This is a genomic window from Paenibacillus oryzisoli (genome assembly GCF_050467285.1).
Lineage (GTDB): Bacteria > Bacillota > Bacilli > Paenibacillales > NBRC-103111 > Paenibacillus_E > Paenibacillus_E oryzisoli_A.
On sequence record NZ_JBCMUN010000012.1, the window covers coordinates 1 to 13,084 of the forward strand.

Consider the following 13,084-nt stretch of genomic DNA (forward strand, 5'->3'; position numbering starts at 1 on the left):
GCCTTATCTTAATGACATTGCAGTGCCGTGGGGTCCTTTTTGTCATTCTGGTCAAATGACAGAATCACTTATCTTCTTAATTGTTGAAACAACCGTTCCGCCGACTCCGCGCCTTGCGCAATGCAATCCGGTATGCCGACGCCCCGGTACGATCTTCCGGCGACAATCAAATGGGGATAACGCACGCGCAGTTCCTCTTCCAAGTCCTTTAACCGGGCCGTATGGCCGACTAAATATTGCGACATCGCTGAGGGGTGTCTGGTAACCTCCGTAAATTGGGACACTGCCCGTTCTCCCAGAATGGCAAACAAATCTTTCTGTACCCGCTGCACGAGTTCCCTGTCCGTCAAGTATTGGTGAGACTGATCTCCCCAATGACCAACGTAAGCCCGTATGAGCACTTTGCCGGGGGGAGCGGTATGGCGCCATTTGGACGATGTCCAGGTGCAGGCGGTGAGGAGCAGGCCTTCCTGTCTAGGGACGACGAAGCCGGAACCTTGCAAAGGTTGTTTGAATGGATCGTGATCGAAAGCCAGGACGACATTAGCTACAGAAACACTGGGGATGTGTGTCAAGCAATTGGTTATCTGATGAGCGCTGCCCTGAAGGAGGTTCGAGGCTTGCTCCGCAGGTACGGCCATGATGATGCCGTCTACGTCTACCACCGATTGATCCGAAAGGTGAATATGATACGTTTCCTGATGCCGTGTTACAGCTTGAACGGACTGGTTGAGACGGATCAGGACACCGGCGCTCATCAGCGCCTCTTTTAAGCGATCAACTAACGTGCAAAGTCCCCCACTGTACGAGAGGAACATGCTTCCACGGATACTTGGTGGCAACTCAAATCCATCGGGCGTTGAGGCTTTTGTTTTGTGCATTTTCCTCGAGGCGAGCATGCCCAGAATTAGACTGCGGTTCTCGTTCTCCATATCCAGCAGTTGCGGGAACGTCGCAGCCGTACTTAACTCGTGCAGGTCACCGGCATAGATGCCTGCCAGGATGGGCCCGACCAAACGGTCGGCAACCTGTGCGCCTAGTCTTCGCTCAATTAGGCTTCCCAGGGATTCATCCTCGGAGGTGCCTTTGCGGGGTAAAAGCAAATCAAAAGCTGCCCGAATTTTCCCGGGCAGTGACAGTAAGCGAGTACCTGCAAAAGGCTTGATTTGGGTGGGGATGCCCATGGCCAAGCCTGCGGGCGTTGGGTGAAGCTTTCCTTTTAAATAAATAAAACTCTTGGAGGCCCCGGGGGAAAGTCCGACTAGCTCCGGGACCAGGCCAAGGTCCTTCGTCAATCTGAGTACAGCGGGCTTTCGGGATAAGAAGGAGTCAGGGCCTTTCTCGATAATAAAGCCGTCTCTTCGTAACGTTTGAATAGCCCCGCCGAGGGCATTGCTCTCTTCCAACAGGGTGATTTGAATGGATTGTTCCTCCGCAGCATAACGCTTGTGCAATTCATAAGCAGCGGTCAGTCCTGTAATCCCTCCGCCAATGACTGCGATGTGTTTGGTTTTTTGGCACATAAACTTGCACGCCTGCCTTCATGTGTTTTTAACCAATGTACCATTGGCATGGAGGACTGAAAGTGATGTACATCACTTTTTTGTATTTGTGTATAAACGTGATATCCATCACATTGTGGCTTTGGCCATTCTCGTATAATGGAGCTGTGATTGAAAATGATGTTCTGAGAGGAAGATTATTGATGGCACATGTGGAGATTGTCAATCCGACGACGCTTCAAATTACGGCAACGCTGGAGGACGCTTTATCAATGGTTAAAGACGCAGCTGCGCATTTGGAGGATTTTGCTGAAGAGGTTATCACGATCTGTGATAAGATGCCGGAGTTTGATTACACCTATTTCTGTTTCTACGCCTACGATACGGCCGCCTTGTTTGAACGGATGCTCGGGATCGATCCCAAAGTCTATTTATCTTTTAGCATGAACGCACCGGATTCTTTCTTTTATTCGCTGTACGGGGGCATGTATGGCTTGTATGATCTGGCCTGCGGCTACTTAGCGAAAGCGAGGTGAGCTTGATGAATAAGCATGAGCGAGTGGTTGAATTGGATGTCCGCCCGCATTTAAAGAAGAAGCTGGAGCCTTTCAAGCTCATTATGGATGCGGTGACCGCCTTGGAGCCGGAGGATCTTTTTATTCTGCATGCTCCGTTTAAGCCAACGCCGCTGTTCGGTGTCATGAAGGTTAAAGGGTATTCGCACAGGGAAGAGCAGATAGAAGCGGGATATTGGATCGTTGCCTTTGCTCGGGAAGTCCATGTTCAATGGGGGCATTTGGAATTAAGTCAATTCAAGAAGCGGGACGAAGAGGAGGAGGTGGCTCATGATGAGCCGTAACGTGAGAGAGCTGGATAATCGCGGTTTAGAGCCTCCTGAGCCTATGATGCGCACCCTTCAAGCGTTAGAGGAAAGCCAGGTCGGAGATCAAGTGAAGATACACAATGATCGCCTCCCGATGTTTCTGATCGAGGAATTGCAGCGCTTGGGCTACCCGTATGAGGTGGATCGCCAGCCGGACGGTTCAGCCAAGGTAACCATTGAAAAAACCGGCAGTTCATTATAACGATTGGGAGTGAGCAGGGATGGGGACAAACGTAACCATTGCGCAAGTTCGTGAGCAGCTTAAACAAGTATTTGATCCGGAGCTTGGCGTGAATATTGTAGATCTAGGACTTATCTATGAGATCGAGCTTATGGATGATCAGGTTCATATTCGCATGACCTTGACGACGCCGGGCTGCCCGATGCACGATACGATCGTTGGCGGGGTTCATCGGGCGCTCGAGGAAATGTCCGGTTCGGTGAAGGTTCATGTCGATGTTGTATGGGAGCCGCGATGGACGCCGGAGAAGATGTCAGAGGCAGCGAAAGAGCAACTGGACTATTTTTGAAGCTGAGGTGGAGGGGTGAACATGCCGGATGAACGAATAGGTACTGAGCGTCTGCTTCGTCAGGTTCCGTTGTTTCGGGATTTATCCAATGAGGAGCTGGAGGGCCTGTGCACAATCATGATCCAACGCACATTCCGGAAGAAAGCTATCGTGTTCTCGGAAGGCAGCGAGAAAGAAGCGGTCTATTTTATTCAGAGTGGGTTGGTCAAAACGTACAAGACGGATGAAAATGGTCATCAACAAATCGTCTCTATTCTGAAAACGGGAGATATGTTTCCGCATACGGGGTTATTTCATGCCGCTTGTTACCCAGCTACAGCGGAAACCATTGTTCCGACGATTCTCCTTGCCATGCCCATCAGACCGTTCGAGTCTCTGTTAAGCAGCACGCCGAGCATCGCCGTTAAAATTTTGAGGGTGATGAGTCAGAAGATGATTGAATTGCAGGAAAAGATTCAGGAATTGACCGGTCAAGATGTGCAAAACCGGGGTCAACTGTTTTTACTGAAGCTTGCCGAGACGAATGGCAGAATGAAGAATGGAAGGCTGCGCATCGAAATTCCGATGACGCACCAGGATATCGCCAATGCGATCGGAACGACGAGGGAAACGGTGAACCGGATGCTGAATCAGCTTCGCAAGGATGGTATTGTGGAAACAGACCGGATGGGCTTTGTTGTTCATGATTTGGAGGCGCTTCGGCATTGGAGAGACAGTTAGGGCTAGATTATCACATTGATATTCAGCTGTACCCGATGGGCCATGATTGGGTGTTTCTGATCAGTGGCGGGAGGGCTCATATTGGAGCTGTGGCAACAGCTTATCCTGCCAAGAAGGAAATGCTGATGCAAACCGTCACCATACCAGGCCATCGCGAGGATCGCTTGGCGACGGAAATCGCTGAAGTTGCAGCCAGTCTCCTGAATCGAACGGTCACCGTAGTTATGGGCATTCATTTGGAGGATGCGACGAAAAAGGAAATCGCGGATATTGTCGAAGGTGTGCAGCAGCGAATGAAAGAAACTATTGCGAACATGAGGCAAACAAGCTAATCTCCATTTTGGAAATTAGCTTGTTTGTTTATGTCTTGAATATTGCCAATAACAGATGATGCCGATTCCGATAAACATGAGCAGACTGGCAACGAGCAGCCACATTGACCTGTATGGAAAGCCCGACGAGAGGGTCCAGTCTAGAAGACCGTCTAAGAAGAGCGCAGCCTCGTTCAAGATAAAGCCCGCTATCGCGAAGAGGCCGGCGAATTGCAGGCTCTTTCCGCTAACCTTAAGCAGGTTCATTTGCAGCAGGAGAGTAAGGAGCATGAAGCTAACGAAGCCCAGCAGAACGAGATGGAGATAGCCGATAACGATATTTCGCGTAGCAAATACAAGCGGTTCCAGAATGGGAATGGCGGAGCCGAGTTCCAGTAGCATTTTGAGAAATAGCGTTGCGAGCGCGAAATTAAGGAAGATATGCGGCCATCCGGATAATCCGAGAGGCGAGAACCGCCGTTTACCAAACCATAGCAGGAAAAACGCACCTACGGCGACGCATTGCAAGAGTCCGGAGACAACGCCAATGACCGTCCAAACCGCGGACAGCTTCATCCACAGTAAGGAGAGGATAAAAGAAGGCAATAACGTGATCGTGTAGCCCCTATAATGCCAGCTCGTAAGTTTAGCAGGCAGACTAACCTTCTTTTGCTCCAACAGCGAATACAGTAAGGCGAATAGACCCAGCGTAAACCAACCGTTATATTGACAATGCAGATAAAAGTAGAGCGCGGCATGGTACCAGGGGCTTTCGGTGAGATGCCTGGCGCTTAGAAAGGCTAAGCTCCAGGGGCCCAGTGAGGACAACACCATGAACAGCAAGCTCGCCTTGGCAAAGCGAACCGATATCCCGGTATATCGAGTGCTTCGAAGCTTTCGCCACATCCAGGCAGCAAGGCTGTACGATAAGAAGATGTGAACGGTAGAAAAGAGAATAGAGAAAAGACCATAGCCTTGTACATAGAAGGCGATGAACATGCCGGCAGGAAGGCCATCCCTCGCAATACGACCCCGGCTGCGGCTGTGAATAGAAAGTAGAGAATCGGATAGCGAACCCAACTCTTTGGCATGAAAAGCCCTCCTTCAGCAGGGGACAAATGATTGGGGCACATACGAACATGCAGGGTCGCTCTCCAGATAATCGCCGGTTACTGCGTAAGCCCGGGCTCTGGAACCGCCGCAGATGTTCTTGAATTCGCATACGCCGCATTTGCCCTTCAGCAGCGACTTATCACGAAGTTCCCGCATGATGGGCGAATTGCGATAAATATCGAGCAGCGGCGTCTGCCTGACGTTGCCGCAGGAGAGGGGAAGAAAGCCGCTGGGGTATACATCCCCCGTGTGACTGATGAAGACAAAGCCGTCTCCGTCGTTCACGCCCTTGGGAGCCCGTCCCAAGCGGTCGACGTGTTTAGGGGCAGTCCCATGGTGAGCGGACAGAAGGCTTTCCAGGCTTTTCTCTTGCGCGATTACCCTCCGATAGTGAGGCGCCTCGGTTGTTTTGATGCCGAATGGCATCTGGGGGCCTAGGCGGTACAGCCACTGCATGACCTTCTCATGCTGCTCAGGTGTGATCATATCCTTGTGCATACCGCGGCCTGTGGGCACGAGAAAGAACAAGCTCCAGAGGACAGCGCCCATTTCTTTCACCTTTTCAGCCGTTGCAGCAAGATCATGCAAGTTGTAATTGGAGACGGTGGTGTTGATCTGGATCGGAATTTGCTGTTCATGCAAATACGAGATGCCCCGCATGGTCATTTCGTAGGAACCTTTGGTTCCGCGGAAATGATCATGAATGTCAGCGGTGGAGCCGTCCAGGCTGAATGCCCAGCGCGAGAGACCGACTGCTTTCGCTTTCATAACGGCTTCCCTGGTCACTTTGGGCGTCGCGCTTGGCGTCATGGAGATGGGAAGCTGCTTCTCACGAATGGCATAATCAGCAAGCTCAAACAAATCGTTTCGCATTAAGGGATCGCCGCCCGTGAATACGAACAGCGGATGCTGCATGTCGGCGATCTGATCGATCAGTTGTTTCCCTTCCTCCAAGGTCAACTGTCTGGGATCTGCTTTGTACTGTGCCTCCGCCCGACAATGCAAGCATTTCAAAGCACAGGAGCGTGTCACCTCCCAGATCACAATAAACGGGTATTCATGGTAGTTGCGGGGCTTCGTTAAAGCAGCTTCCATGCTTACCACCCCTTTCAATTTTGATTGGCCGATGCCTACCATGATAATAGAGATACGGCGACCTGAATGTGAGGGGGATCACAAATGCCAATAAAATAGGCAGCGCCCAATAAGCCTGCCTGTGACAGTAAAAATCCGTCAGGATTTGTAAAGATACATCATTAATTTTCAAAAATATAAGCGCTACAATAAGGGCATGCCAACCAACAAGCGAGAGAAAGAAAGCGCATTCGTCGAGAGTGTGTCCTACAAACGAAAGAAAGCAGGAGATGAATGATGAGCGTTGTGAATGAGCAGGTAGGCGTGGGCATTCGTCAACCGCGCAAGAAAGCCAGCTTCCTTCCTAAGTTAATGAAGCAGAAGTTTCTATTCTTGTTATTACTGCCCGGCATGATCTACTTTTTGGTCTTTAAATACGGCCCGATGTACGGCATCCTAATCGCGTTCAAGGATTACAGCCCGCAAGACGGCGTGTTCGCCAGCCCGTGGGTAGGCTTCAAATATTTCCGCGAGATGCTGGAAATGAAATATTTTTGGACCGTCACGGTCAATACGTTGAAAATCAGCATCTTGAAGATTGCCATAGGCTTCCCAGCGCCGATTATTTTTGCTTTATTGCTGAATGAGCTGGTCTCTAATAAATTTAGAAGAATTGTGCAAACGATTTCATACCTCCCGCATTTCCTTTCGTGGGTCATCGTCGCCGGTCTGATCTTCCAACTCGTTTCCCCAAGCTACGGTTTATACGGCTTGATCTGCGAAGCGTTGGGTTGGCAGCCCCGCATTCTATTAGGAAACGGGCAGTCGTTCCTCCAAATCCTGCTGCTTTCGAACGTATGGAAGGAAATCGGCTACGGCAGTATCATTTATTTGGCCGCGATTGCCGGCATCAATTCCGACATGTACGAATCGGCGGTGATTGACGGCGCGGGGAGGTTCAAACAGTGCTGGTACATCACGATTCCAAGTATTTTGCCAACCATTTGCATGCTCTTTGTCCTAGGGCTTGGCGGTATTCTCGATGGCGGCTTTGATCAAATTTTTAACTTGTACAATTCCATGGTGATGCCAACCGCGGATATTATCGATACATTTGTGTACCGGGTAGGTTTGGTCGATATGCAATACAGCTTCTCCACAGCCGTTGGTATTGCGAAAAGCGTGATCGCGCTCATCCTTGTGCTGTTTTCCAATTGGATTGTGGGCAAGCTTTCGAACTACACAGTTTTCTGATCAGAAAGGAAAGAGCGTACCCATGAAAAAAAGCGCAGGTGAAAGGATATTTAATGTTGTTAATATCGGGATCATGGTATTTATCTGCTTAACGATTGTGTTCCCGTTCCTGCAGCAGATTGTGATTTCAGTCAGCCCTCCGAATGAAGCGAGCAAAGTCGGGCTCCATCTGTTCACGAGCAATCCGACGTTCGATGCCTATAAGCAGATTTTTGCGACCGGCTCTTTGCTTGAATCCTATTACTGGACGATTCTGCGTACGGTCTTGGGAACCGTTCTTACGGTGGTGGTCTCCGCGATGCTGGCCTATCCGCTATCCAAACGACATCTGCTAGGCAGAAAAATGTGGATGGGCCTTATCCTATTTACGATGTTTTTCGGTGGGGGATTAATTCCGACGTATTTGCTGGTCAAAGAGCTGCATATGCTCAATACGGTTTGGTCCTTAGTCATCCCTGGCTTATGCAGTGCGTATACGATTGTGATTATTAGGAACTTCTTCACATCGCTTCCTGTTGAAGTGGAGGAGAGCGCCTACATGGATGGGGCGAATGATTTTTCGATCTTTTTCACCATCGTACTGCCGCTGTCCACTCCCATCATTGCAACCGTGACGTTGTGGTCGATGGTCGGTCAATGGAATTCCTGGTTCGATGCCATGATCTATATCTCGAATGGTGAAATTAAAGTGCTGCAAATTATTTTGCGAGATGTGCTGAATAATGCCCAGGATGCAGCGCTGGCCAACGTCATGGGGATCGAAAATGTCGATATGTCCGGTCAACGATATACCGCTGAATCGGTCAAGGCAGCCATCCTGCTTGTCACCACGATCCCGATCATTATGGTATATCCCTTCTTGCAGAAATATTTTGTGAAGGGCATTATGATCGGTGCTGTGAAAGGTTAATATAGGTTTCAAAGGCTAGTCCAAATATAGGATGAAGGTAAAGGGGAAATTGTCGATGAAATTTGTCAAAAGTGTTTCTGCCTCACTTGTTTTAACCACGGCTGCTGTTGCTGTACTTGCAGGTTGTTCAACATCGAGCACGGACACCAAGAAAGAGACGACGGAAAGACCGACGATCAATATCTTTACAAACCGCATTCAGCCGAACCCTAATTCGGAGGTCATTCGGCAGTTGAATGAAAAGCTGGGCGTTGATTTGAAAATCACGGCGGTGCCCGATGCGGACTATGACACCAAGCTAAACCTGTTCGTGGCGTCCGGGGAAATGCCGGATGTGTACGGCGGCTACGTGACAAGCAGCAAAGCGCTATTTGACTCGGCCGCAAGCTTGACGGAGGACGAAGTGAAGCAATACGCACCTAACATCTATGCCTCGTTCATCAGCAGAGTGGGCAATCAAAAGAGCCATATCCTCGACCTTTGGTCCAGAGACGGCAAGCTGAAGGGCTTTAATAATGGAGCTTTAGGCAACTCTTTGCCTTATGGCGTCGCCATCCGTTCCGACATTTTGAAAGAGCTTGGGGTCAGTATGCCCAAAACGATTGCCGATTGGGATATTGTGCTGAAGAAGTATAAGGAGAAATATCCGAACAATTACCCGATCACGGTTCAGAACGGCGGAGAAGCGCAGGCGATGTATTATTTCTTGTCCGCTTTTGGGGTGCGCCGAGATGCCTGGATCTATAAGGATAACCAGATTCAATATGCGCCCTTCATGCCTGGCATGAGAGAAGCGCTGATCCAGCTTAACAAATGGTATAAAGCCGGCTACATCAATCCGGAGTACTACACGATGTATCAGAATACATCGGCACCAGCTGATGAATTTGTCAACAATAACGCGCTCTTTTACCAATATTACAATACGACGCTTCAGATCAATCCGCCTTTCGATGAGGGAAGCATTGGGGCCAAGCTAACGGCGAAATATCCGAATGCCAAGCTGGACTGGGCACCGCTGCCGACGCTGGGCGATGGCAGCAAGCCAGTCGTTGCCAATGCGCCGATGTTTACCAATATCGTCTTCTTCAACAAGAAGCTGGAGAAAGATCGGGATAAGCTGCATAAAATCATGACGGCATGGGATAAAATTTTCAGCGATCCAGAGCTGTTTACACTTGCCAAGTATGGCTTGAAAGATACGCACTATACGCTGGTTAACGGCGCTCCTGTGACCAAACAGGAATTCTCGACGAATGATGCCAAAGCCAAAGAAGGCTTCGGTTGGCCATTTAACGGCGGTTTCGATGCCACGGATGACGTCAATGCGAAAATTCTTCCTACCTTTGTGAAAGAGAACAGACAGAAGCTGTTGTTTGATGACAACGGATTGTACAGCAAGAAAAACATTGATTACCTCGTGACCACGGATAAACCGACGGTTGAAGGTCCGATAACTTCCGAGTCCGGCGAGAATTTGGACGGCAAAAACCAAACCTATGCGACGCAATGGAACACGATGTACACATCCGTTATCGTTGGCGAGAAGTCGATTACAGATTTCGATGCGTTTATTGCCGATTGGAGAAAACAACTGGGCGATGAGTTAGTGAAAAATGCTAACCGATTATACAACAAGAAGTAAGGAGAACGTTGAACGCTATGCTGAATGATAAACAGACAGAACGCATGCTGGGCAAGCTCAAGCGATTTGAGAAAACGATCGAGCCGTACATCTTTACGAAAGTGGATACGTTGGATGTCGGCATCTACAGAACGCCGGAACGGCTCCATCGCATCCCGGAGAGCCAGCTGTTCGTTCAGGCAAGCCCAGGCGATGTCTGGGGCGGCGAGAGCCAGTACTGCTGGCTGAAGGGAACCTACACGGTCAAGCCGGAGCTGGACCAACAGACCCTATTCCTGAAGCCGCATGTCGGAGGCCATGAGACGATGCTCTGGGTCAACGGGGCGCCTTATGGGACGTTTACATTAAGCCATGGCAATCATTACTGCGATTTGCTCAAGACGACCGTTCAAGCCGGTGAGGTCATTGAGATCGCGCTGGAGTCCTATGCGGGGCATTTCTCTGCGGCAAGCCAGCCTTTGGCCGAATCTCCGCGCTCTGACTTTATGCACAAGTACGAGTCGGTGGAGATTTGTGTGAAAAACCATGCCATGGCCGACTTTTACTTCGACCTGAAGACGTTCAACCAGATGGCTGGCGCACTGGATAAGAACAGTTTCGTCCGTGCCAATATCATCAGGACGTTGACGCAAATTCACGAGGTTCTCTATTATTCTCCCGATAATATTGCGCCGGAGCTGTTTGAAGAAGCTGTGAGGCAAGCCAGCCTGCTTATCAAACCGTTGTACGAATACAAGAATACGTCGCTGGCGCCGATTGCGGCGGTCATCGGGCACTCTCACATGGACACGGCCTGGCGCTGGACGATTGAAGAGACTGTGAAGAAGTGCGCACGCACTTACGCCAATCAGCTCAGCTTAATGGAGCAGTATCCGGAGTATATGTTCGTGCAAAGTTCTGCCTATCACGGAAAAATGATGTTGGAGCACTATCCCGAATTGTTTGAGCGCATCAAGGCTGCGGTCAAAGCCGGCCGGTACGAACCGAATGGCGCGGTCTGGATCGAATGCGACGGCAATCTGGTCGGCGGGGAAATGATGATGCGCCAGTTCGTCTGGGGGCAGCGGTTCACACGGGAGCATTTCGACTATACGTCGAACTGCTTCTGGCTGCCGGATACGTTCGGCTACAGTCCATCCATTCCGCAGATCATGAAGGGGTGCGGGGTCGACTACTTCCTGACGACGAAGATGTCGTGGAACGATACGAATAAGTTCCCGTACGACACCTTCTACTGGCAAGGGCTGGACGGCACGAGAGTGTTATCGCATTTGAACAAAACGCATCTGTGGCCAGATCCGGAAACCTGCATTGATTCCGTCATGGACGGACATCGTTCCAAGGATGCCATCACGGATAAAAGCGTGTCCAATATGCGCCTGCTTGCTTATGGGTATGGCGATGGCGGCGGCGGTCCGCAATTTGAAATGATTGAAATGGCGCGCAGAAGCCGCGATCTGGAAGGCTGTCCGCGCGTAGAGACGATGTTCGTTGGCGATTTCATGCAGCGACTGGAGCAATCACTGACGAACCCGCCCGTGTATGCGGGGGAGCTGTATCTCGAGCTGCATCGAGGCACGCTGACGAATCAGCATACGATCAAGCGCAACAATCGCTTGTCCGAGATTCGTGTGCATGACTTGGAATATCTCACGGTGAGAGATGCCGTTAGCCGGGATGAGATATGCCGCGATACCGAGATTAAGCCGCTGGTGGAGACGCTGCTGATTAATCAGTTCCATGATATTTTGCCGGGCACCTCGATTCCGGACGTGCATGATCGAAGCATAAGGGAAACGACGCACCTGATTCAGCAAGCGGATCAGCTCATTCAACAGGTAGTCGCTGCCCAAGCGGCAGATCATACCATTTCCGTGATGAACACCTTATCGTTCGACCGCAGCGAACCCATTTATGTGGAGGCTGTTGACGGCTGCGTGATTCAAGGAGATTACGCGCAGCAGCGTGTCACCGACCTGTGGGGGAACAAGCAGTTGGCCGTCGCCGGTGTTACGATAAAAGCGTTGTCGTCTGTAGTGCTGGAGCGGGTGGAAGGGGAACCTGGTCAAGGCTCCTGCTTCCATTACGAGAACCATACGCTGGATACGCCGTTCTACACCGTGGTTTTTGACGAGAAGAGCTATATCAAGTCGCTGATCGATAAAAGCTTGAATCGGGAGCTTAGAGGGCAGGGCTATGCCTTAAATACGCTGCTCATGGCAGAGGATGTGCCAACGGCTTGGGACAGCTGGGACATTGATGCGGATGTTGAGCTAAAGTTCAAGGACAGTGCCGAGCTGCTCTCGAGCGAAATCGTCTCCGATGGGCTTGTGGAATTCCGAATCCGCAATCACTACCAGCTGACCGCCAAATCGAGCTTGCAACAGGATGTCATTTTCTACAGTGACAGCAAGCAAGTGAAATTTGAGACGCTGATGAATTGGCAGGATGATCACCGCCTGTTAAAGACGGTGTTCGATACGAGTGTTTTTGCGGATTTTGCGAGGCAGGAGCTGCAGTTCGGGTATATCAAGCGGCCGACGACGCGCAATACGGATATTGAAAAGGCAAAATTTGAAGTATGCAATCATAAATATACCGATTTGTCGGAAAACAAGTACGGCGTTGCCCTGTTAAATGATTGCAAATACGGCATCTCCGTCCACCAATCCCAGCTGGGGCTGACGCTGCATAAAGGCGGCTGCCGGCCGGATGTCAGAGGCGACAAGGGCGAGCACAGCTGCTCCTACGCCTTCCTGCCGCACCATAGCGGCTTCGATGCAGATGCCGTCATCAAGCCGGCCTATGCGTTCAATTATAAGCCGATTATCGTGCCGGGCGTATGCAGCTTTGACTCGTTCATACGCGTAAGCGAGCCTAACGTGATCATTGAAGCGATCAAGCCATGCGAAGATCACGAGAAGGCCTATATCGTTAGGTTGTACGAAGCGGAGGGAACGTATACCAATTCGATTCTGACGTTTGCGGACGAGATGACCCAGGCCACGCTCACCAATATGCTGGAGGAAGACATCGAGCCGTTGGAAACGATGAACGAGATCGCACTGAGCTTCAAGCCTTTTGAAATTAAAACACTTAAAATTAGCTATGCATAAGTAATGCAACACTAAAAAAATCTGCC

Annotated in this window: 13 protein-coding genes; 10 read left to right on the forward strand and 3 right to left on the reverse strand. The window is 50.3% G+C overall.

Translation table 11 applies throughout. The features are described 5' to 3' along the window. Positions 1–68: 68 nt before the first annotated feature. Positions 69–1,523: a protoporphyrinogen oxidase gene (hemG, locus tag ABE504_RS20560; protein WP_430092130.1), complete on the reverse strand. Its 1,455-nt coding sequence runs from the start codon at positions 1,521–1,523 to the stop codon at positions 69–71. 182 nt (positions 1,524–1,705) lie between these two features. Between hemG and ABE504_RS20565 the strand changes: the two genes are divergently transcribed. The 6 genes from ABE504_RS20565 to ABE504_RS20590 are packed head-to-tail and all read left to right on the forward strand — an operon-like array spanning position 1,706 to position 3,967. Then, positions 1,706–2,038: a hypothetical protein gene (locus tag ABE504_RS20565; protein ID WP_430092132.1), complete on the forward strand. Its 333-nt coding sequence runs from the start codon at positions 1,706–1,708 to the stop codon at positions 2,036–2,038. 5 nt (positions 2,039–2,043) lie between these two features. Next, positions 2,044–2,361, forward strand: coding sequence for a DUF2249 domain-containing protein (locus ABE504_RS20570; protein ID WP_430092134.1), 318 nt, complete (start codon positions 2,044–2,046; stop codon positions 2,359–2,361). Further along, positions 2,351–2,587, forward strand: a complete 237-nt coding sequence (locus tag ABE504_RS20575) for a DUF2249 domain-containing protein (protein WP_430092136.1) — start codon at positions 2,351–2,353, stop codon at positions 2,585–2,587. Before ABE504_RS20570 ends, ABE504_RS20575 begins: the two co-directional genes overlap by 11 nt. 19 nt (positions 2,588–2,606) lie before the next feature. After that, positions 2,607–2,915: a metal-sulfur cluster assembly factor gene (locus ABE504_RS20580; protein WP_430092138.1), complete on the forward strand. Its 309-nt coding sequence runs from the start codon at positions 2,607–2,609 to the stop codon at positions 2,913–2,915. Positions 2,916–2,936: 21 nt separating this feature from the next. Then, a complete protein-coding gene (locus ABE504_RS20585; protein WP_430092140.1) occupies positions 2,937–3,635 on the forward strand; it encodes a Crp/Fnr family transcriptional regulator in 699 nt (232 codons plus the stop codon). Further along, a complete protein-coding gene (locus ABE504_RS20590) occupies positions 3,620–3,967 on the forward strand; it encodes a hypothetical protein (protein ID WP_430092142.1) in 348 nt (115 codons plus the stop codon). Before ABE504_RS20585 ends, ABE504_RS20590 begins: the two co-directional genes overlap by 16 nt. Before the next feature lie 15 nt (positions 3,968–3,982). Here the strand turns inward: ABE504_RS20590 and ABE504_RS20595 are convergent, their stop codons facing one another. Together ABE504_RS20595 and ABE504_RS20600 are read right to left on the reverse strand one after the other, a co-directional pair. After that, positions 3,983–4,780 (reverse strand): hypothetical protein, encoded by a 798-nt coding sequence (locus tag ABE504_RS20595; RefSeq protein WP_430092144.1) that lies wholly within the window; start codon positions 4,778–4,780, stop codon positions 3,983–3,985. A 270-nt stretch (positions 4,781–5,050) separates the two neighbouring features. Further along, complete coding sequence (locus ABE504_RS20600) at positions 5,051–6,154, reverse strand: TIGR04053 family radical SAM/SPASM domain-containing protein (protein WP_430092146.1); 1,104 nt, start codon at positions 6,152–6,154, stop codon at positions 5,051–5,053. Positions 6,155–6,430: 276 nt separating this feature from the next. Between ABE504_RS20600 and ABE504_RS20605 the strand changes: the two genes are divergently transcribed. The 4 genes from ABE504_RS20605 to ABE504_RS20620 are packed head-to-tail and all read left to right on the forward strand — an operon-like array spanning position 6,431 to position 13,058. Beyond that, on the forward strand, positions 6,431–7,387 hold the full coding sequence (locus ABE504_RS20605) for an ABC transporter permease (RefSeq protein ID WP_430092148.1): 957 nt from the start codon (positions 6,431–6,433) through the stop codon (positions 7,385–7,387). Between the two features lie 22 nt (positions 7,388–7,409). Further along, on the forward strand, positions 7,410–8,297 hold the full coding sequence (locus tag ABE504_RS20610; protein WP_430092149.1) for a carbohydrate ABC transporter permease: 888 nt from the start codon (positions 7,410–7,412) through the stop codon (positions 8,295–8,297). Positions 8,298–8,352: 55 nt separating this feature from the next. Further along, positions 8,353–9,942, forward strand: coding sequence for a hypothetical protein (locus ABE504_RS20615; protein ID WP_430092151.1), 1,590 nt, complete (start codon positions 8,353–8,355; stop codon positions 9,940–9,942). Between the two features lie 17 nt (positions 9,943–9,959). Beyond that, positions 9,960–13,058, forward strand: coding sequence for an alpha-mannosidase (locus ABE504_RS20620; RefSeq protein WP_430092152.1), 3,099 nt, complete (start codon positions 9,960–9,962; stop codon positions 13,056–13,058). Positions 13,059–13,084 lie beyond the last annotated feature (26 nt).